The organism is Amycolatopsis taiwanensis DSM 45107 (assembly GCF_000519205.1).
GTDB lineage: Bacteria > Actinomycetota > Actinomycetes > Mycobacteriales > Pseudonocardiaceae > Amycolatopsis_E > Amycolatopsis_E taiwanensis.
This window is the reverse complement of record NZ_JAFB01000023.1, coordinates 1-20,021: the sequence shown is the minus strand read 5'-3', so window position 1 is coordinate 20,021 and position 20,021 is coordinate 1. Positions and strand designations below refer to the sequence as shown.

Annotated in this window: 21 protein-coding genes; 8 read left to right on the top strand and 13 right to left on the bottom strand. The window is 68.4% G+C overall.

Annotation, left to right across the window (positions count from 1 at the left end; all coding sequences use genetic code 11):
• Positions 1–86: 86 nt before the first annotated feature.
• Positions 87–1,154, top strand: coding sequence for an ABC transporter substrate-binding protein (locus tag A3CU_RS0118045; protein WP_027943502.1), 1,068 nt, complete (start codon positions 87–89; stop codon positions 1,152–1,154).
• Positions 1,155–1,164: 10 nt separating this feature from the next.
• Positions 1,165–2,067 (top strand): ABC transporter permease, encoded by a 903-nt coding sequence (locus A3CU_RS0118040; protein ID WP_052371833.1) that lies wholly within the window; start codon positions 1,165–1,167, stop codon positions 2,065–2,067.
• A 24-nt stretch (positions 2,068–2,091) separates the two neighbouring features.
• Here the strand turns inward: A3CU_RS0118040 and A3CU_RS0118035 are convergent, their stop codons facing one another.
• The 3 genes from A3CU_RS0118035 to A3CU_RS0118025 form a co-directional block, all read right to left on the bottom strand.
• Complete coding sequence (locus A3CU_RS0118035) at positions 2,092–2,580, bottom strand: beta-class carbonic anhydrase (protein WP_027943500.1); 489 nt, start codon at positions 2,578–2,580, stop codon at positions 2,092–2,094.
• Positions 2,581–2,730: 150 nt separating this feature from the next.
• Positions 2,731–3,195 carry a YybH family protein gene (locus tag A3CU_RS45285; protein ID WP_052371832.1) on the bottom strand — a complete coding sequence of 155 codons (465 nt, stop codon included), beginning with the start codon at positions 3,193–3,195 and terminating at the stop codon, positions 2,731–2,733.
• 128 nt (positions 3,196–3,323) lie between these two features.
• Entirely contained in the window at positions 3,324–4,223 is a 900-nt protein-coding gene (locus A3CU_RS0118025) for a LysR family transcriptional regulator (RefSeq protein WP_027943499.1), read from the bottom strand.
• A gap of 164 nt (positions 4,224–4,387) precedes the next feature.
• Here A3CU_RS0118025 and A3CU_RS45280 point away from each other — a divergent pair, with 164 nt between their 5' ends.
• Together A3CU_RS45280 and A3CU_RS0118015 are read left to right on the top strand one after the other, a co-directional pair.
• Entirely contained in the window at positions 4,388–4,879 is a 492-nt protein-coding gene (locus tag A3CU_RS45280) for a hypothetical protein (RefSeq protein ID WP_063628847.1), read from the top strand.
• A complete protein-coding gene (locus A3CU_RS0118015; RefSeq protein WP_052371831.1) occupies positions 4,872–6,488 on the top strand; it encodes a multicopper oxidase family protein in 1,617 nt (538 codons plus the stop codon). The genes A3CU_RS45280 and A3CU_RS0118015 overlap by 8 nt, the downstream gene beginning before the upstream one ends.
• Before the next feature lie 23 nt (positions 6,489–6,511).
• On the opposite strand, the gene A3CU_RS45275 is transcribed toward A3CU_RS0118015, so the two are convergent.
• The 5 genes from A3CU_RS45275 to A3CU_RS0117990 form a co-directional block, all read right to left on the bottom strand.
• Entirely contained in the window at positions 6,512–7,288 is a 777-nt protein-coding gene (locus tag A3CU_RS45275; protein ID WP_211246448.1) for an alpha/beta hydrolase, read from the bottom strand.
• 220 nt (positions 7,289–7,508) lie between these two features.
• Entirely contained in the window at positions 7,509–8,651 is a 1,143-nt protein-coding gene (gene metX, locus A3CU_RS0118005; RefSeq protein WP_027943497.1) for a homoserine O-acetyltransferase MetX, read from the bottom strand.
• The gene (locus A3CU_RS0118000; RefSeq protein WP_027943496.1) at positions 8,648–9,955 is read right to left on the bottom strand and encodes a bifunctional o-acetylhomoserine/o-acetylserine sulfhydrylase; all 1,308 of its coding nucleotides are present in this window, start codon (positions 9,953–9,955) and stop codon (positions 8,648–8,650) included. The genes metX and A3CU_RS0118000 overlap by 4 nt, the downstream gene beginning before the upstream one ends.
• Before the next feature lie 258 nt (positions 9,956–10,213).
• Positions 10,214–11,878: an ABC-F family ATP-binding cassette domain-containing protein gene (locus A3CU_RS45270; protein ID WP_052371830.1), complete on the bottom strand. Its 1,665-nt coding sequence runs from the start codon at positions 11,876–11,878 to the stop codon at positions 10,214–10,216.
• A gap of 248 nt (positions 11,879–12,126) precedes the next feature.
• Positions 12,127–12,954 (bottom strand): cutinase family protein, encoded by an 828-nt coding sequence (locus tag A3CU_RS0117990; RefSeq protein ID WP_027943495.1) that lies wholly within the window; start codon positions 12,952–12,954, stop codon positions 12,127–12,129.
• A 207-nt stretch (positions 12,955–13,161) separates the two neighbouring features.
• Here A3CU_RS0117990 and A3CU_RS0117985 point away from each other — a divergent pair, with 207 nt between their 5' ends.
• Together A3CU_RS0117985 and A3CU_RS0117980 are read left to right on the top strand one after the other, a co-directional pair.
• Positions 13,162–13,950 carry a COG4280 domain-containing protein gene (locus A3CU_RS0117985; protein WP_027943494.1) on the top strand — a complete coding sequence of 263 codons (789 nt, stop codon included), beginning with the start codon at positions 13,162–13,164 and terminating at the stop codon, positions 13,948–13,950.
• A complete protein-coding gene (locus A3CU_RS0117980) occupies positions 13,947–14,168 on the top strand; it encodes a hypothetical protein (RefSeq protein ID WP_027943493.1) in 222 nt (73 codons plus the stop codon). The genes A3CU_RS0117985 and A3CU_RS0117980 overlap by 4 nt, the downstream gene beginning before the upstream one ends.
• A gap of 12 nt (positions 14,169–14,180) precedes the next feature.
• On the opposite strand, the gene A3CU_RS0117975 is transcribed toward A3CU_RS0117980, so the two are convergent.
• Positions 14,181–14,765 carry a Chromate resistance protein ChrB gene (locus A3CU_RS0117975; RefSeq protein WP_052371829.1) on the bottom strand — a complete coding sequence of 195 codons (585 nt, stop codon included), beginning with the start codon at positions 14,763–14,765 and terminating at the stop codon, positions 14,181–14,183.
• Between the two features lie 333 nt (positions 14,766–15,098).
• Positions 15,099–15,587: a hypothetical protein gene (locus tag A3CU_RS0117965; protein WP_245617154.1), complete on the bottom strand. Its 489-nt coding sequence runs from the start codon at positions 15,585–15,587 to the stop codon at positions 15,099–15,101.
• 114 nt (positions 15,588–15,701) lie between these two features.
• Between A3CU_RS0117965 and A3CU_RS0117960 the strand changes: the two genes are divergently transcribed.
• Positions 15,702–16,445, top strand: a complete 744-nt coding sequence (locus A3CU_RS0117960) for a TetR family transcriptional regulator (protein WP_027943490.1) — start codon at positions 15,702–15,704, stop codon at positions 16,443–16,445.
• 47 nt (positions 16,446–16,492) lie between these two features.
• Here A3CU_RS0117960 and A3CU_RS0117955 read toward each other — a convergent pair whose 3' ends face one another.
• Positions 16,493–17,050, bottom strand: a complete 558-nt coding sequence (locus A3CU_RS0117955; RefSeq protein WP_027943489.1) for a TetR/AcrR family transcriptional regulator — start codon at positions 17,048–17,050, stop codon at positions 16,493–16,495.
• Positions 17,051–17,253: 203 nt separating this feature from the next.
• Between A3CU_RS0117955 and A3CU_RS45265 the strand changes: the two genes are divergently transcribed.
• Positions 17,254–17,610 carry a PNPOx family protein gene (locus tag A3CU_RS45265; RefSeq protein WP_052371828.1) on the top strand — a complete coding sequence of 119 codons (357 nt, stop codon included), beginning with the start codon at positions 17,254–17,256 and terminating at the stop codon, positions 17,608–17,610.
• Positions 17,611–17,730: 120 nt separating this feature from the next.
• Here A3CU_RS45265 and A3CU_RS0117945 read toward each other — a convergent pair whose 3' ends face one another.
• The gene (locus tag A3CU_RS0117945; RefSeq protein WP_027943488.1) at positions 17,731–17,910 is read right to left on the bottom strand and encodes a hypothetical protein; all 180 of its coding nucleotides are present in this window, start codon (positions 17,908–17,910) and stop codon (positions 17,731–17,733) included.
• A gap of 254 nt (positions 17,911–18,164) precedes the next feature.
• Positions 18,165–19,724, bottom strand: coding sequence for a DUF4139 domain-containing protein (locus tag A3CU_RS0117940; protein ID WP_027943487.1), 1,560 nt, complete (start codon positions 19,722–19,724; stop codon positions 18,165–18,167).
• Positions 19,725–20,021: the final 297 nt, after the last annotated feature.

Sequence of the window (20,021 nt, the reverse complement as noted above, 5' to 3'; positions counted from 1 at the left end):
GGGTGTCCCAGCACTCGGATGCGGTGGAACGCGTGGAAAGGGAATGCGAAACTCTCGCCATCTCCCTTCCCTGGAAAGGGTCACCCATGTCATCTCGATACCGCCGTCTCCTCTCCGTCGCAGTGGCCGCGCTCGCCCTGACCGCCGTTTTCGCCGGTTGCTCCCGTGCCGGCAACACGGCGGGTCAGTCCACTCACGCGCAGGATGAGGGGGCGGCGACCGAAGTGCGGCTCGGCTACTTTCCCAACGTCACCCACGCCCCGGCGATCATCGGTGTGCACAAGGACTTCTTCGCCCGGGAACTGGGCTCCACCAAGCTGACCGCGCAGACTTTCAACTCGGGCACGGACGAGGCGAACGCCCTGCTGGGCGGGTCGCTCGACATCGGCTTCATCGGCCCGGGCCCGGCGATCAACGCCTTCACGAAGTCGGGTGGCACGATCCAGGTGGTCTCCGGCGCCGTGTCCGGCGGAGCCGAACTGGTCGTCAAGCCGGACATCACCACCCCGGCCCAGCTCAAGGGCAAGACCCTCGCCACACCGTCCAAAGGCAACACTCAGGACGTCGCGCTGAAGAAGTGGCTCTCCACCACCGGCCTGTCGGGCCAGGTCACGGTCGCCAACCTGGACAACCCGCAGGCGTTCGACGCCTTCCGCAACGGCGACATCGACGGCGGGTGGCTGCCCGAACCGTGGGCCTCGCAACTCGTCCTCGACGCCGGCGCGAACGTCCTGCTCGACGAGAAATCCCGGTGGCCGGACGGAAAGTTCCCGACCACGGTCGTGGTCGTGCGTACCGAGTTCCTCCAGCAGCACCCCGCGACCGTGACGGCCGTGCTCAAGGCCGTCCTGGCCGCGACCGACTGGGCGGCGGCGAACCCGGCCGACGCCAGGACCGCGGTCAACGACGGCATCGCCGAGCTGACCCACGACCGGCTCTCCCCAGCCGTGCTCGACCGGGCGTTCAGCGAGATCACCCTCGGCCCCGACCCGGACAGCGCGGCCTACCCGCAACTCGCGCAGGACTCGGTGACCGCGGGAGTCGTCAGGACCGCGGCGAACCTCAACGGATTCCTCGACCTGGACCTGCTCAACAAGGTGTTGAGCGACCAGCACAAGCCGGCGATCGACGCGGCCGGGCTCGGCGGCCAGTGAGGACGACGCGATGAACACACGCGACACCCGTCCGGGGCTGGGCCGCCCCGACGAAAGCAGCGGAGCCGAGCTGGATGCCGTGGGGGCCGGACTGGACGTGCTGGACACGCCGGCACCCGCCCGGACCACTTCGCGCCGGCTCCTGCGCGGCGTGCTGCCACCGGCCGTCGCGATCGTGCTCATCGTCGCGCTCTGGCAGGCGCTGTGGGCCGCGGCGTTCTGGCCCGAGTACAAGCTGCCCGCGCCACTGGCCGTGTGGAACACGTTCTGGGGCACGGTGACCGACGGGTCGGTGTTCGGCACCGTCTGGACCTCGGTGCACCGGGCCGTGCTCGGGTTCCTCGCCGGGGTCGCCATCGGCACCCCGCTCGGCCTGCTCGTCGCCCGGGTCACCGTGATCAGGTCCGCGATCGGCCCGCTGCTGTCCGGGTTGCAGAGCCTGCCGTCGGTGGCCTGGGTGCCGGCCGCCGTGCTGTGGTTCGGTATCGACAACACCGCGATCTACTTCGTGGTGCTGCTCGGGTCGGTGCCCTCCATCGCCAACGGGCTGGTCGCCGGCATCGACCAGGTCCAGCCGAGCCTGCTTCGGGTCGGCCGCGCGCTGGGCGCCGGCCGGCTCGCCACCGCCCGGCACATCCTGCTGCCCGCGGCACTGCCCGGTTACCTCGCCGGGCTCAAGCAGGGCTGGGCGTTCTCGTGGCGGTCGCTGATGGCGGCCGAGCTGATCGCCGTCTCCCCGCAGCTCGGCCTCGGTCTCGGCGCCTATCTCGACCAGGGCCGCAGCTTCAACGACATGCCTACCGTCCTCGCCGCGATCTTCCTGATCCTGTTCGTCGGCATCGGCATCGACCTGCTGATCTTCCGTCCGCTCGAGACCTCCGTGCTCCGCGCGCGCGGGCTGGCCGGCAGCTGAGCGGAAGGCAGCATCGGCGGCGATTCACGAGACCTCGGCGAGCCTTCCGGTCGCCACGTCGAACACGAAACCGCGGACGGCGTCCTTGTACGGGAGGAACGGGCTGGCCTTGACGCGGGCGATGGACTGCCGGACGTCGGTCTCGGGGTCTGGAAACGCTTCGGCGGCCCACGGCGGCTTGATCCCGGTGTCGTCCTGGATCGCCTGTCTGAACTCGTCGTCGGTGAAGGTGAGCATGCCGCAGTCGGTGTGGTGAATGAGGACGATCTCCCGCGTGCCGAGCAGCCGCTGGCTGATCGCGAGCGAACGGATGACGTCCTCACTCACCACTCCCCCGGCGTTGCGAATGACGTGGACTTCGCCTTCGTGGAGGCCAAGCGCCCCGTACACGTTGAGCCGGGCATCCATACATGCCACCACGGCGACGTGACGGGCGGGTGGCATCGGAAGCGGCCCGGAGAAGGTCTCCGCGTACTCGGCGTTGGCGGCGAGCAACTCATCCGTAACGGACATCGGTCCTCCCCGGTTCGTCCAAAGCAAACCCGAACAAATCAGGTCATCCCGCCAAGTGAAGCGCCGGGCTTGCGGACCGGTCAAGAAGTCCCAGCCGATGGAAGCCGATTTCCTTGCTGAACTGAAATGGTGACGGTGCGTTCGGGTCCGTCACTGTTTCTCGGCGGGGCCCGACCGACCATCGGCCTGGTGAACCGGCGGAAGCCAGGCTTGCCGGTTCTCCGGGTTGATCGGCACCGAGATGTGTTCGTGCATGATCAGCCACTTGCCGCTGGACCGCCGGCAGCACACGGTCGACCGCACCCATATCGCACTGTGGGAACCGTTCTTTCGCGTTCCGGAGTTCAGGTGAAGCATGTTGGCGAACGCGACGTCGCCGCTTGTCGTAATGGTCAGGTCGTGCGTTTCCAGTCCGATGGGGCCGTCATACCCGTCGAACCACCGGGAAAAGTTGCCGCGGACTTCTTCGCTTCCCACGAACTGGAGAGGGGGGACGGCATCGTAATAAACGATGTCGGCAGAATAATGTGACATGAGTCGATCGATGTTCTTTGTCCGGCACGCCTCGACTCGACCGTCCAAGAGCGCCCTGACTTCGGACTCGTTCGTTGTCATCGCATCCTCCGTTCAAACTATGACCGCAACCGGCTCTCCTGGCGACGGTCGGGTGGTTCCCAAGAGTCCGACGACGCAGCCGCCTGAAATGTCAGGGCACAGCGGCTTTGGTCCAGACAGCAGGCTGATCATCCGCCGTTCTGTCGAGATTCGCCGCTGTTCCAGTTCCAGCCGGTGATCGTGGTGCGCATCAGGCGAGCGGCGGTGGAGAGATGGCTGTCGGCGCCCCAGAACAGGGTGAGCGTGCGACGGCAGTCGGGGCTGTCGACGGCGATCCAGGCGACGGGGATCTGCGTGGCGAAGCGCCGGGCGATGGCGGGCAGGAGACTGACGCCGAGTCCTGTGCTGATCAGGTCGGCGATGGCGGCGGGTTCGTCGCCTTCGCACACGATCTTCGGGGTGAGGTCTCTTGCGGCGAAGAGCCGATCGAGCAGCCGGCGTGGCCAGTTTCCCTTGCGGGTGGTGATGAAGGGCTGGTCGGCGAGTTCGTCGACGCTCACCGAAGTACGGCCAGCCAGCGGGTGGTCGAGCGGCGTGGCCAGCCATACCGCCTCGTCGAGCAGTTGAACCGCGGCCAAGCCCTCGGCGGGGATCGGCTGCGCGGCGACACACAGGTCGATGTCCTGGGCTCGCAGGCGGCGGGCCATGTCCTCGGCCGGCATTTGGTGAAGTTCGACCTCGACAGCGGGATGGGCTCGCTTGAACGCCGCGAGCAGTCCGGTGAGGCCGAGAAAGGTTTCCGACGCCAGTCTCACGGTGCCGAAACCGTCGCTGGTGGTCTCGGCGACGGCTCGTCGCCCCGCGTCGAGTTCACCCAGGGCGCGTTCGACATAACCGCGGAAGAGTTTCCCGGCATCGTTGAGCCGGAGCCTGCCGGACCGATCGAACAGTGGTGTGCCGAGTTCGCTTTCCAACCGGGCGATGGTGCGGCTCAGCGACGGCTGGGCGACGTGAAGTTCGTCGGCCGCACGGCTGAGGTGTTCCAGTCGCGCCACCACGAGGAACTGCTTGAGCGTGTTCAGGTCCATGGCCCTCTCCTCGTTTTCGTACCTGCCCTTGACCGCGGCGGCACTGTCGTCATACCTCCCAAGGCATAACGTCATAGCAATATTCGTCTTGGACAAGATAACTCGCGAATCATAACGTCGGGTGATAGCTCCGGGATTGAGAACAGAGAGCGAGGGGGAGTCTCATGGTTACCGCGGCCGACACCGCGGCCATGCCGGCCCGAACCGAGGCCGCGCATCGGACGAGGCCCAGTGGGTGGGTACTGCGGGCCGTCATCAGCGCGCACGTGGTCGCGATCTTCGGTCAGCCGGTGTTCGCCGGAGTGTTCCTGAGCGGTGACTACGACGGCTTGCGCTGGCATGCGGCCGGCGCCAACGTCGTCACCTCTATCGGCTACATACAGCTGATCGCGGCGATCGTGGTCTGGGTCCGGCTGCGTCAGGTCTGGGTCTTCCTCGCCACGTTCGCCGTGGTGACGGCCGAGACGGTGCAGTACTTCGCCGGCCTGGAGGGCGCACTGTGGCTACATCTCCCGCTCGGAGTGATCACCATCGCCGCGCTCGTCGTGCAGTTCATCGACGTGTGGTGGCGGCCCCTCCAACGGCGACCGCAACCCCAGCGCAAGCAGGTGCAGACCCTGGCGGCCCCGCACCGACCGGAGGCCGGCGATGCGTGAGGATCATGACGACCGATCCGGCCGTGCCCGGGCCATGACCAGGCGCCAGATTCTGGGCATCGGCGGGGCGCTCGGGCTGATGGCGGCCACCGGGCTGTCGGCCTCGGCCGCGCTGTCCCGCCGCCCGCCGATCACCGGCGCCGAACTGCGCAGCGCCGTGCCGCTACCGCCGCCCTTCCAGGTCCCGCTGCCGATTCCCGCCGTGCTCAAGCCCGTCAGCACGAAGGGCGGTGTCGACCACTACGAGATAACCCAGCGCGAAGCGAGTGCGGAGATCCTGCCCGGTGTCAGGACGCCCCTGTGGACGTACGAGGGCACCTTCCCGGGGCCGACGATCGAGTCGCGCCGCGGCCGGCCGATCACCGTGACGCATCGCAACGAGCTGCCCGTGCCAACCGCCGTGCACCTGCACGGCGGCCGGACCCCGGCGGATTCCGACGGGTACCCGACCGACCTCATCCTGCCCGGGAGCTGGCCGGACGCCACCCACGGCGCCCACGGCGCTGAGCACGGCATGCACGATCCGCGGGCGGTGCTGACCAAGCTGACGCGGGACTACACGTTTCCGCTGGACCAGCGGCCGACGATGCTGTGGTACCACGACCACCGGATGGACTTCACCGCGCCCGCGATCTGGCGCGGCCTGGCCGGGCTGCACATCATCCGCGACGATGCCGAGGACTCGCTCGGCCTGCCCGCGGGACCGCGCGAACTGCCCATCGCGATCGCGGACCGGGCGTTCGCCGCCGACGGCGGCCTCGACTATCCCTCCGTCGACCCCACCCTGCGGGAGCGGCCGGGCGTCCGCGAACCCTATCTCGCCGGAGTCCTCGGCGACGTGATCCTGGTCAACGGCGCCCCGTGGCCAGTGCACGAGGTCGACGCCGCCCGGTACCGGTTGCGCATCCTGAACGCCTCGAACGCCCGCCACTACGAACTCGAAGCGGTCACCGACGACGGACGCCGGCTGGATCTCGTCCAGATCGGCGCCGACCAGGGACTGCTCGCGACGCCGGTGACCCACCAACTTCTGCCGCTCGCGCCGGCCGAACGCTACGACGTGATCGTCGACTTCTCGGGTGTCCCGATCGGCAGCCGCGTCAGGGTCGTCAACCGGCTGGGTTCCGGGGGTACCCGCGACGTGATGGCATTCCGGGTCGTACGCAACGCCACCGACGACAGCCGTATCCCACGCACCCTCTCGAACGATCTGCCGTCCTGGCACCGGTCGGACGCCGTCAGGGTGCGCGAATTCTCCTTCCGCGCCGGGCAGATGCACGGCGAACACGGTTGGCTGATCGGCGGGCTACCGTTCGACCCCGCCCGCTCCGATGTCACCGTCCGGCTCGGCGATGTCGAAGTCTGGCGGTTGGTCGCCGACGTCCACCATCCGGTCCACCTGCATCTGGTCGGCTTCGCAGTGCTCGCGCGCGGCGGCCGGCCGCCGCTGCCCCACGATGCGGGCCTCAAGGACACCATCTCGTTGCGGCCGGGGGAATCCGCGGAGATCATCACCCGCTTCGACGGCTACCGCGGCCGCTATCTCTTCCACTGTCACAACGCCGAACACGAAGACATGGGCATGATGGCCAACCTCGAAATCACCTGACGCCCCACGGAAGTTCGGACCCGCTAAAGCGGTTCGAGGACGCCTTCCTCGTGCAGCCACGCCTTGCACGCGTCCGTCCAGGTCGCCGTGTGAGCATTGTGGGCGATGAAGATGTGGCTCTGGCCGCCGTACTCGACGCCGTCGGCCAGACCGATGCCGTGCCCGCCGCGCGGGTAGATGTGGAGTTCCACCGGGACCTCCGCTTCGGCGAGGACTCGTGCCCATTCCAGGGCGTTGGGGCGGCCCGGCGGGTCCTGGGCGGTCGCCCACACGAACGTCGGGCACACCGTCGAGTCCACGTGCTTGGCGGGCGACAGTTCGTCCTTGATGGAACTCAGCTCTCCCAGCAGTCCTTCGACCGCCTCCGGTGGAAGCAGATCCAGGTCGGCCAGGGCGTAGGCCAGGATCGCGAAGTCCGGACGCGGCGGGTCGGCAACGCCGTCCTCTATCGACAGGACCGTACCGGTCATGAGAAGGCCCGCCAGGTGCCCGCCGGCGCTGGAACCGATGACGCCGACCCGGCCGGTCTCGAGCCCGTGGGCACCGCTGTTGATGTAGTCCAGTCCGGCCCGGGCGTCCTGCAACGGTGCGGGAAACCGATCGGGCAGCAGCCGATATTCGAGTACGAAGGCGTGCAGCCCGATACTGGAGAGCCAGCGGGCGTAGCCCGCACCCTCGTGCGGTGGAAGTTCCCGATAACGGCCGCCGGGGAGGACGAGTATCGATGGCCGGGGACCGGTGAAACGGCCGTCGGCCGGATAAACCGTGATGCGTTCTGAAATTGTTGCCTGAGTTGGCAAGATGGCAATGCCACCTTTCGCTCCGACGCCTCCATGCCTGGCGATCCGTCCGCCACCGGCACGCGACGCTTCGGGAATGCTAGTCGCTGAAACGGGCAACGCGATATGAAGCGCGTCACCGAGATCACGCGTTACCTGCGGCAGATCAAGGAGGTCTACGTGGCCGGCCGGCTGCCACCTTTTCCCCACGGTGGCGGCAAAGCCGGGTATGCGCCGTGTTTCACGGAGAGAGCAGCTCCGTGATCAGCTTGCCGACCTGCCCGGTCTCGATCAGGAAGCCATCGTGCCCGCTCGCCGAGGAGATCACTCTCACGTCACCGGCACCGGGCACTCCGGACGCGAGCACCGCCTGTTGCTCCAGCGGGAACAGGCGGTCGGTGTCGACGCCCGCGACCATCGTGGCCGCGGTGACCCGCGCCAGCGCGCGTGCCACGCCACCCCGGCCGCGGCCGACGTCGTGCAGGTTCATCGCCTCGGACAGCGCGACGTAGCTGCCGGCGTCGAAGCGGCGGGTGAGCTTGCCGGCGTGGTGGTCGAGGTAGGACTCGACGGCGAAGCGTCCGCCGTCGTACGGGTCCTCCCCCGGTTGTGCGGCACGGCCGAACCGCGCGTCGAACTCCGTCGCGCTGCGGTAGGTGGCGTGCGCGATGCGCCGCGCCACGCCGAGGCCGCGGTGCGGGCCGCTGCCGGGGCCGGCCACGTAGTAGTCGCCGCCGCGCCAGCCCTCGTCTGCGCGGATCGCGGCGATCTGCACCGACGTCCACGCGATCTGGTCGGCGCTCGCCGCCGCGTTCGTGGCCAGCAGCAGCAGGCGGCGCACCCGGGCCGGGTAGGTCACCGCCCACTCCAGGGCCCGCATGCCGCCCATCGACCCGCCGAGCACGAGCGCCCACGACGGCACGCCGAGTTCGTCGGCCAGCGCCGCCTCGGCCACCACCTGATCGCGGATCGTCACCGTCGGGAAACGGCTTCCCCACGGCACGCCGTCCGGGGCGAGCGAAGCCGGTCCCGTGCTGCCCTGGCAGCCGCCGAGCGCGTTCGGCGCCACGATGAACGCCTCCGCGGGATCGAGCGCCCGGCCGGGGCCGACCAGGTCGTCCCACCAGCCGGCGGTCGGATGTCCCGGCATCGCCGGCCCGGCGACGTGGCTGTCGCCGGTCAGCGCGTGCAGGACCAGCACCGCGTTGGAGCCATCGGGAGCGAGTTTCCCCCAGGTCTCGTAGGCGAGCCGGTAGCCGGGCAGCGACCCGCCCTGCTCCAGCGCGAACCGGCCCGGTGCGGTGAACCACCGGCGCCGGCCGGGCGGATCCCCCTCCCGCCAGGCGCCGGTGGCGGGAGGGACAGCGTCCCCCGGCGAGGTCACACCTTGTCCTTGGCCGCCCGGAAGCCGGCCTCCAGATCGGCCTTGAGATCTTCGATGCCTTCCAGGCCCACCGACAGCCGGACGAGACCCGGGGTGACCCCGGCGACGATCTGTTCCTCCGCGGTGAGCTGCCCATGGGTGGTACTGGCCGGGTGGACGATCAGGCTTCGCACATCGCCGATGTTAACCAACTGGCTGAACAGCTCCGTGCCGTCCACGAACGCGCGGCCCGCTTCGACGCCGCCGTGCAGGTCGAACGACACCACGGCGCCGGCACCACGCGGAAGGTACTTCCGTGCCGCGTCGTACCAGCGGCTCGACGGCAGGCCCGCGTAGTAGACCGTCTCCACCTCGTCGCGGGATTCCAGCCATTCCGCGAGTGCCTGCGCGTTGGCCACGTGCCGCTCCATCCGCAGCGACAGCGTCTCGATGCCTTGGAGCACCAGGAAACTCGTCAAGGGAGCGATGGCGGCGCCGGTGTCGCGCAGCAGTTGCACCCGCAGCTTCGCCGCGAACGCGCCCGGGCCGAGTGCCTCCCAGTACCGGAGCCCGTGGTAGCTCGGGTCCGGCTCGGAGAAGTCCGGGAACCGCTCCTGGTGGGCGCCGAAGTCGAACGTGCCACCGTCCACCACGACGCCGGCGACCGCCGTGCCGTGCCCGCCGAGGTACTTCGTCGCCGAGTGCACGACGATGTCCGCGCCGTGCTCGATCGGCCGCAGCAGGTAGGGCGACGGCACGGTGTTGTCCACCACGAGCGGCACGCCGACCTCGTGCGCCAGGTCCGCGACCGCCGCGATGTCGAGCACGTTGGCCCGCGGATTGCCGAGCGATTCGCCGAAGAACAGCTTGGTGTTCGGCCGGGCCGCGGCCCGCCACTGGTCAAGGTCGTCCGGATCGTCGACGAACGACACCTCGATGCCCAGCTTCGGCAGCGTGTAGCGGAGCAGGTTGTACGTGCCGCCGTAGAGCGAAGCACTGGAGACGAGGTGGTCGCCGGCGCCCGCGAGATTCAGGATCGTGGCGGTCACCCCGGCCTGCCCCGAGGCGAACGCGACCGCGGCGACCCCGCCTTCGATCGCGGCGACCCGCTGTTCGAGGACGTCCTGGGTCGGGTTGTTGATCCGCGTGTAGATGTGACCCGGCTCGGCGAGGCTGAACAGGTCGGCGCCGTGCTGGGTGTCCCGGAACACATAGGACGTCGTCTGGTAGATCGGCGTGGCCCGGGCGCCGGTGGCCGGGTCGGGCTGGGCCCCGGCATGGATCTGGCGGGTCTCGAACGACCACGAAGCGGGTGTGCTCGTCATCAAGCATCCTTCCTAAGTCTCACACGCCGGCGGGCTTGAACCGCGCTCGCTACCTCTGTCGCTTCCAGGCACGGTGCCGGTCGCGCGTTTCCCGGACGTGTTTCTCGGAGCGCGTCCACGATCGGCGTGGGGGTGCGCGGGGTCATGAACACTCGCTCCTGAGGAAGGACGTCCGATGGAAACTCACCGTGATGATGGCACGGCCGGCATGCGGGCCGCAGACCGTCCCACGCCGCGGGACATGTTGATCTCGGGTGGTCACGACGGCCCACCGGAGAACCGGCCACCGGTTCGCGGTCCGTCCGGCGGTCCCGTCTCGACCAGTTCGCCCTCGCTCAGGCTCAGCCACCGGTTCACGCCGATCTCGCTCGAGAACACTTCGTCGTGGCTGACCACGATGAACGCGCCACGGTAGGCGTTGAGCGCATCGGTCAGTTGCCGGAGGCTGGCCAGGTCGAGGTTGTTGCTGGGCTCGTCGAGAAGCAGCAGGTGCGGTGCGGGCTCGGCCGACAGGACGCACAGCAGCGTCGCCCGCAGCCGCTCGCCACCGGAGAGCACCCCGACCGGCAGGTTGGCGCGTTCGCCACGGAAAAGGAAGCGGGCCAACCGGTTCATGGTGTCCGAAGGCGACAGTCGCGGCGCGAACGCACGCAGGTTTTCCGCCGTGCTGCGGTCGAGGTCGAGCAGGTCCAGCCGCTGCGACAGGTAAGCGACACGCCCGTCGGCGCGGTTCATGACCCCAGTGCTGGGTTCGAGCAAGCCGCCGACGATGCGCAGCAGGGTGGACTTACCGGCGCCGTTGGAGCCGGTAAGCGCGATCCGCTCGGGGCCACGGATCGTCAGGCTCACTCCGTCCCCCGCGAACAGCGCGCTTTCGCCGAAGCGCACCTGCATCCGCTCGCCGTGGAAGACGGTGCGGCCGACCGGGACGGTGGTGTCCGGAAGGGACAGTGCGATCGTGTCGGCTTCGCGCAGCGCCCGGTCCGCCTCGTCGCGCCGGGCTTTGGCACTTTCGACACGCTGGGAATGCATGTCGTTGGCCTTCCCCGCGGATTCCTGCGCGCGCCGCTTCAGCCCGCCACGGATGATCCTGGGTATGTCGGTGTTGGTGCGGGCGCCGGTGCTCGCGCGGCGCGCGGCCCGCTCGCGGGCCTGCTGCAGTTCTCGTTTCTCGCGCTTGAGATCCTGCTCCGCGCCGCGAAGGTTCTTCTCGGCCACCTCACGCGCCGCTTCCTTCGCGGCCTCGTAGTCGGAGAAGTTCCCGCCGTAGAAGCGGATCTCCCCGTGGTCGAGTTCGGCGATGCGGTCCATCCGGTCGAGCAAAGCCCGGTCGTGACTGACCAGCAGCAGGCAGCCGTTCCACTCGCCCAGCACGGAATGCAGGCGCCGCCGCGCGGCACGGTCCAGGTTGTTGGTGGGCTCGTCCAGGAGCAGCACGTCGGGTTCCGTGAGCAGCTGGGCGGCCAGGCCGAGGGTGACCACCTGGCCGCCGCTGAGCGTGGCCAGCGGCCGGTCCAGTGCGACGTCGCCGAGTCCGAGCCGGTCCAGCTGGGCACGGGCCCGCTCTTCGATATCCCAGTTCGAACCGACGACCGTGAAGTGCTCCTCGCTGGCGTCGCCGGACTCGATCGCGGCCAGCGCCCGGACGACCGGCTCGATCTCCAGCACCTCCGCCACGGTGAGCTCGCCGGTCAAGGGCAGGGCCTGAGGCAGGTAGCCGAGGTCGCCGTCGACGGTGACGGAACCTTGCTGCGGCTGGAGTTCGCCCGCGATCAGCTTGAGGAGCGTGCTCTTGCCCGCTCCGTTGGGCGCGACGAGTCCGGTGCGGCCGGCACCGGCGGTGAAGCTCAGCTCCGCGAAGACTTCGGTCCCGTCCGGCCAGGAAAAGGACAGCGCGGAACAGACGATATAGGACTTGGACATGAGGAAGCTCTCAAGTGCGTGAGGCGGGCGGCGGCAGCCGCCCGGCGGACGACGGGGTCAGCAGGACGCGACCAGAAGCGGTGCCGCCGAAAGACGCGGACACCGCTGGCCGGGACCGGGATCACCCGGAGATGTCGTCCTCAGCCACCATCGAGCGCAAAGCCCCCTTGGGAAGTTCTGTCAACCAGCCGCCGACTATAGCAACCGCGGCCGGCTCGGCGCGGGGTAGGCGGCATGCGCGCGGCTTCCTACTTTTGCGGGCCGCCACCACCGGTCCAGCCGAACAGGGCTTGAGCGCCGCGACGAGTGACGCCGTCCAGTTGGTAGCGCCGGTGCGCACAGCCCGGAAGTCCGGCGACGCAGGCCGCCAACTGCTGCACGCGAGCCCCCGCCGTGTCGTGGCCGGCGTTGCACACGACATCGTGCGGAAGGCACATGCTCAAGAAGCGTTCCCGGAGCCACTGCGGTTTGTACGGACTGATGTGCACGTGGCCGAACTCACGGGCCAGGCCACCCGGCGACGGAATCGGCCATTCCGGGTCGCCGTAGAGGACCACCGCGGAAATCGCGCGCTGCTGGGCCGCGGTGTCCTGGCCGGCGAGGTAGTCGTCGATGATCCATGCCCCCAGCGAGTACCCGACCAGCGCGATCCGGCGGTCCGGACAGGCCTTGCGGGCTCGGGAAACCTCGCGATCCAGACCACGGGAGGCGTTCTTGACCGCGGCGAAGAAACTGCCGTTTCCCCAGAAGCCGAGATCAGCCAACGTGTGCGCACTAATCGTCGGGTAGCGCAGAAAAAGCGCTTCGGCTTCGGGGCTTTTGCGCGCCGTCTGCAATTTGCGAAGCCGCTTTATCGTGTCGTTCAACGGAGCCGAAGGGTTTCCCGAACCGTACTCGTCGGGCCCTTCCCCCACCCCGTGAACGCCGACGACGAGCGGCCTCGAGCAATCCGGCGCGGCGTTCGCCCGCCCGCCGGATGTGGTCACCGACGACGACGCCATCAGGAAGGCGCTCACGATCGAGGCGTAGGAAACCAGGCGAAATATTGACGGGCGCACGACGGCAGCGAGTCGCATTCGCAGTCTCCTTTCTCGCGAACAAATGGCCGTTTCGGCAAGCACAGCCCGGAGCCGTTACGCAGGTGTCACCCCGTCAGCTGATCGGCGCCCGAACGTCTCGCCACTCATGACGCGGGTGAGAGCCGCTCGTTGACAACGCCGGATGGATGTAACTAGCGTTCAGCCGTAACAAGTGATACATGGGCTACCGGATGGGAGGGCCATGTGAACGCAGCCACCTGGGGTTTGGTCATCGCGACGTTCGTCGCCTGCTTCGTGGAGATGGTGGAAGCGACCACCATCGTGATGGCGATGGGATTCACCCGCAGTTGGCGCTCGGCCCTGACCGGCACCGCCGCCGCGATCGGCGTGCTCGCCGTGGCCACCGCGGCGGCGGGCTACGCACTGACCACCTGGCTGCCGGAATCCGCGCTCCAGCTCGCGATCGGTGGCCTGCTCCTGATCTTCGGCCTGCAGTGGCTGCGCAAGGCGATCCTGCGTGCCTCCGGGCGCAAGTCGATTCACGACGAGGACGCGATCTTCGCCGAAGAGGTCGAGGCGGCCAAGGCCGCGGGCCGCCGGAGTGACGGGTTCGACATGTTCTCGTTCATGGTGTCGTTCAAGGGGGTCTTCCTCGAAGGCATGGAAGTGGTGTTCATCGTGATCACCTTCGGCCTCAACGCCGGCAACATTCCCGCCGCGAGCCTCGGCGCGGTCGCCGCGGTGGTCATCGTGCTGGCCCTGGCACTGGCGCTCAAGCGGCCACTCTCGATGATCAACGAGAACATGCTCAAATACGCTGTCGGGCTGATGCTCGCGTCCTTCGGCACCTACTGGGCGGTCGAGGGCGTCGGCATCTTCCGCGCCGGGCACCGGAGCCTGGCATGGCCCGGTGCGAACCTCGCCATTCTCGGCCTGCTCGTCGCCTGGTTCCTGCTCAGCCAGATCTTCGTCGCGGTGCTGCGCACATCCCGCACCACCCCCGCCACCCTCGAAGGTGAGATCGCGCCATGAAGTTCGTGAAATCGTTCGGCAAGTTCTGGTACGACTTCATCATCGGCGACGACTGGAAGATCGCCGTCGCGGTCGTGCTCGCTCTCGCGGTACTGCTGGCCGCGACCGGCACCGGGCTCTTCGGTGACAACGGACTGGCCGTGCTCGGCGGTGTGCTCGTCGTCGCCGCGTTCTCGATCAGCCTGGTGATCGACGTGCGGTCGAAAGCCAAGCGCTGAACCGGGTTCCCCTCAGTCCGCTTCGTTCACGACACGCTCGTAGACGTCGGCCTCGAACTGTTCGAGCAACTGCTCACATTCGGCGACCTTCTGGTGGGCGAGGTCGCGGCCCTGCGCCTTCATCCAGTCGCGGGCCTCGACCTTGTCCAGCCACCGCCGAAGCTTCTCCAAATCCTGCCGGATCTCCTCGGCCTCTTCGAAGGTGTAGTTGTTCCGGAAGCGCTCGAACTCGATCTCCTTGACGAACTTCGTCTCGCACTCCTCGATGATCTCCGCGTATTCCTTTTCGGACTGTCCGCGGAAACCCTCGACGAACTGGTCCCGGGTTTCGGGTTCGACGTCGTGCAGGGTGAGGAAGATGCTTGAGCCACCCAGTTCGTCGATGCGCTTGCGTACCTTGTCGATGCTCGCGCGCAGGTCCGCCCGGTCCGGCAGCACGCAGACGGCCTGCTGCACATACAACCCGCCCAACCGCTTCAGCTCGCGCCAGACGGCGACGCGCGCACGGGAGGACTCGCTGGGCACCCGGTAGATCAGCATCAGCCAGGGCCCCTCGGCGTGGTTCCGCGCGACGGGTTTGCGACGTGCTGCTGGCATGCACGACAGGTTAGCGGACTCGGACAGGCACCCCCGTCGGCGCGAGTGCTACTGGGTGACCTCCGCCTTGTACTCGGCGGCCAGGTGGAAATCATGCAGCACCATCACGTAACGACTACGACAGCGCTTCCGAAAGCGCCGGGCTGTCCTGAACGGTGCTCTCGCCGATAGTCAGGGCAGCTTCGGCAGCACGGCGCGCCACGCTTCGAGTTCCCGCTTGGTCTGTTCGTCTTCGACAAGTGCGGACAGTTGCACAGCGGGTGTGACAACGTTGCGCACTCTACGCAGCTGCCGGCCGGAAATCCGGCGATTGGAGACCGAAGAGGCCGGGTGTTACCAGAAGCAGGTTTGCACGATCGCCAGAACCGCACCCAGGCTGGGCAGCCACCGCTGGTGCGGATCCGGCGGCCTGAACCATCCGGTCAGGAAGTTTTGCGCCGACGGCAGCGGCACCACCGCACCGGAATGGAGCAGCTCGACCCCCTTGGGGAGCAGGTTGGCCGGCGGCACGATCCCGTCTGCCTCGGCGAGGATGACCAGCCGGGCTCCCCGCGGAGTGGGCAGGTCGAGCACCGGCCCATGGCATTCGGCCTTGTCGAGATTGCGGATCACCCGATCCGACGTGAGCTTGGGAATCACCACCGCGCACAGGCCGTTTTCCAGGACGAGCGCCACCGAGCCGTCCCGATGCGGCTTCACCGGCCAGCCGAAGAGCCTGCGATAGAAGGCGAGCCGCTCGTCTCCGGCCCGGTCCATGGACGGCAGCCCGGATTCGCCCAAGCCGGGCTGGAAGGCATGAAACTGCTGCTCGACCGTTGTCATTCGACGCCTCCCGTGCCTGACCTGCCTGCCGACCTTGCTCGCCCCGGACCCAAAGCGCAGCCGAGTCTAACGGCACTCCGTGCCATTGACAAGAGAACCTGTTACGTTGCCGGTATGACGGACTCGCCAGGCAACACACCGGCCACACGGGTGGGCGCGACACCCGCCGGGCGCCGTCAACTCCGGCGCGCGCTCACCGCCGCGGCCATCGACCTGTTCCTGACCAACGGCTACGAGGCGACCACCGTCGACGAGATCGCCGCGGCCGCCGGGGTCGGCAGACGCACCTTCTTCCGGTACTTCCGCGCGAAAGAGGACGTGATCTTCGCCAACCACGACGAGATCGTCGCCCAGATGGAAACGGTCTTCGAGGAGGCCGATCCGGCACGGGACCCGGTCGAAGTGGCCTGCGACGCGGTCCGGCTCGTGCTCGACTACTACGTCGCCGACCGCGAAATCTCGCTCAAACGGTTCACCCTCACCCGGACCGTCCCCTCACTGCGCGACAAGGAGGTGGCCACGGTCGACCGGTACCAGCGTGTGCTCGCCCGCTACCTCCAGCAGCGATTCGCACACCTCGGTGACCCGCTCGCGGACGCTCGCGCCGCCGTCGCCGCGGCCGCGATCGCCGCGGCCAACAACCACGTGCTGCGAAAGTGGCTGCACAGCGGCGGAAAAGACGACATCACCGCCACCGGCAGCCAGGCTTTCGCACTCGTCACCGACGCCTTCCGCGACCAGGGCAAGCCGGCGCCGGAACCGGAAACCGTCGTCACGGTCATGACCACGGCCGCACCGCTGCACGAAGTGGTCCGGCAGGTGAGCGCGGCACTCCGGCGCCACCCGGACGGCCACTGATCGGCTCGCTCGATGGCACGGAGTGCCACAGACCTGGACCAGGCGACCTACTGTCCACTCACGATCGTGTGCAGACCAGCACGAATTCGTTCCGTAGGCATCTGCTGCTCGGAACGGAGGTAGTCGATGATGTCGGCCCGCAGCGCGGTGAACACGACATGCGCCAGATAGTCCGCATCAGCCGACGGGACGGCTCGGCGGATGCGACGGCTTAGTTCGCCGATCCAGAACCGGCTCGCGGGGTTGGCGTAGTAGGCGTTCGGGCGACGGTTTTCCAGCGCACGGATGAGAGTGCGGTTGTCGAGAACGAAGTCGAACAGGGCGTCCAGGAAGGCATGAAGGGCTTCGCGGGGCGAGCCATCCAGTCCGAGCGGCGGATCCCCAGCGGACACGGCGTCCTGCAAGGCAGTGACCTTGGGCGCGAGCACGGCTTCGACGACACCGCCCACGTCGCCGAAGTGTCGCAGCACGGTGGCTTTGCCAACGCCCGCGGCCTCGGCGATGCGGGCGAGGGTGATTCGGTCGAGGTCGTCACGGTGCAACAACGTCTCAGCGGCCGCGAGGACCGCGGCGTGATTGCGGAGCACGTCGGCTCGCTGTGTCATCGTGCCTCCCTTGCCAAAATGGTCCGCCGGACCGTATCGTACCCGGCGGAAATGGACCAGCGGACCGTTTTAGGGGTATGGGATGACGAATCAGGACCGTACGACCACCGTCGCAGCGGACCAGCGAGGCCAGCGCGAGATGAATCGGACGATGGTGGAGCAGCTTCGCGCGCGACCCCGAGCCGTACCAGGATCGTCGGCCGGTGGCGAGGGTGATCAACGTGGTGGGGCGCCGCAGCGGCGCGTCCCGGCCGTTTCCGGTCAACGTCACCGCGATCGACGGACGGCTGTATGTGTGTTCGGCGACCCGAGCGCGGGACTGGGTCCGCAACCTGCTCGCGGCTGGGCAGTGCCGGGTGGAGCGCGACGGGCCGGACGCCTGCGACACCGAGCGCCGGCCGGTCCTGGTGGACGGGCGCGAGGCGGCGGCCGCGCTGGCGATCTATCTGCCTCAGGCCGGGTACCGCGACCCGCTGCTGCCGTTCGAACTCGACGCCTCGCTCGACGAGATCGAACGGCACGTGGACCAGGTAGCCGTCTTCCGACTCGATCTCCGCTGAGGACCGCGTGTCCCCGGTCGGGGCGAGCGAGTTCCGGCTTCCAGCACCCGAGTTCTCGGTTCAGCGAGGCGAATTCCGGGTTCGCGCCGCGTCCATACGGGACTGTCCAGGTGGGGTAGTTCAGATGTGCCGATAGATCAACCGGGGGCGGGGGCCAAGGCGCTCCCTGAGTTCTCCGACAAACTGGTCGGTCAGCGGCGGCCAGTTGTTGAACTGCACCGCCAGGTTGGCAACGTGGACTCCAAAGTCACCACGCCAGTCACCAGCCAGGTTCGTGCTGCCGCACTCGTTGCAGGCCACCGCCGGCTCTGTACCCGCGAGCCTGGAAGCCGGGCGCCACGTGAGAAACGAAGGGACCCGCGTTGTACTCGCTCGGCCGCCGCAACGTGTCTCGCTGCCTGTTCGGCTCGATAATCCCGCGGTCAAGCAACCAGTCGGCAACCTCTGCGGCCCGCGCGGCGGCGACGTCTGGCCGTGCGGACAGTTCAGCGACAATGATCGCGTGTGCGCTCATTGTCGCTGTCGGCCGTGACCGTGGCCGCCACACCGCGAACTCATTCGCGCCAGCCGCTGAGTTCTACGCCCTTCGTGACGTCGACGCGGAACGACAGGGTCACCTCCCCTTTCCCGCCGGGCGGCAGCGCCAGCCGCCAGGTGAACTCGCCCAGCTCCGACGCCTCGGCGGGCTCCGGGCTGGTCCGTACATCCCGCACGGTGATCGTGTCGTCGCGGGAGACCGGGGCCTGGTCGAGAACGCTCACCACGGCGTCGCGCGGGCTGTGGTTCGTCACGGTGATCCGGTACTCGGCCTCACGGCGTTTTTGCCCGGACAGCGTCGCCTTGCTCGCGGTGCGGCGGACCAGCTCGCGCTCGACCCGGATCCGGTCGTCGACACCGAGCGCGAGTTCGAGATCCTCGCCCGGCGCCCAAGCCTCCACGCGCGTGGTGCCGACGAACTCCGCGTCGTGGAACACCGACGCGCGCCCTGGCCGCAGCGCGTGCTCGGAGGTGTTGACCACCTTGGCGCGCAGGTAAGCCTCCTGCGCCAGCACCGGGGCGGTGACGTACCCGAGTTCGGCGGTCAGGTCGAGCCGCGCGAGCGTCGTGCGGTGGCCCTGCGCACCCGAGGGCACCGCGACCGGCCGCGACGGCCGGTAGGTGACCGCCGTCGTGCCCTGCTCCAGCTCGGCGAACCTCGGTGCCATTGCGGGTGCGGGGGCGGCCAGCCGCTCCGCGCGAGCGCCGTCGGGTGCTCCGCCCAGAGCAGCCGCGTTGAACGCGACCCTCCCCCTGGCCTGGACCGGCTGCACCCGGTCCAGATACCAGGGCCGCAGCTCGGGCACCACGACGGTGTTCGCCGGCCGCGCGGTGGACAGCGCCAGCTCGCACTCCGGCCAGTCCTCACCGGTGTGCTGGCTGACCAGGCCGTAGGAGGTCACGGCGACGTCGGTGCCGTGGACCCGGATGTCGTAGCCCGGTTCCCAGCTCGCACTCGGAACCACATAGGACAGTTCAAGCTTAGCTTCACCCTCCGGCTCAGTGATTTCGAGTTCGACCACCACGCTCGTACTGTCCTTTTCGGACTGTGCACTGTGCGCCGCGATCCGGCGGTCGAGCGCGGCGAGGTCGTCGCGCAGCTGGGTGAGCTGGTCGGTGAGCCGGCGACGGGCCTTCAACGCCTCGGCAAGCCGGCTGCCCAGCGCTTCGGTAACTGTTGAGACGCGGTCCGGCTCAACGGTTCCAGCGGCCAATGCCTTCGCGAAGCTGCCGCCGCTGCGCTTCGCGGTCGACGTCAGCAGCTCCACCTTCATCGCCGCGGCCGCTTCGTCGTCCGAGACGGCGTCGATCGTCGCTTGATCGGCACGTCGCTGCTCGACCAACGCGCGCAACGCCGCGTCGGCCGGCTCGGGGTGCCGCTCGGTGCGGACGTCGACCCCTGTGATCAGCGCCGGTCCGGTGCCGGTCACACGCACCGAACCCGGGTCGAGCGCGAGCGGCAACCCGGCGAAGGTGAGCCGCGGGCCGGCATCGAGGCGCGCCCGGCACCGGCGGGTCACCCGGGCCTGCTGGGGATACACGGTGACGGCGACGATCGGGGCTTCCACGGTCGGCATGTCCTCGACCCTAGTGCCTCGTCAATGTTGGTTGGTGTCGTAATTGATCTTTCCGGAGTGGTGTCCCATCCTGGTCCCGAACGTGATGGCGGGACCGGGAAGGATGATCGTGGCTCGACCACCGGGAGTGTTTGTGAGGCCGCTGTCGATGGCTGAGGGACAGCGGTTGCAGCGGGTCAACCGGACCGCGAAAGACCGGGTGCGTCTGCGGCGGGCGATGGTCGTGCTGGCCTCCGCCCAGGGCTGGCCGGTGCCCGACATCGCTGATCTGGCCCAGGTCTCGCAACGCTATGTCCG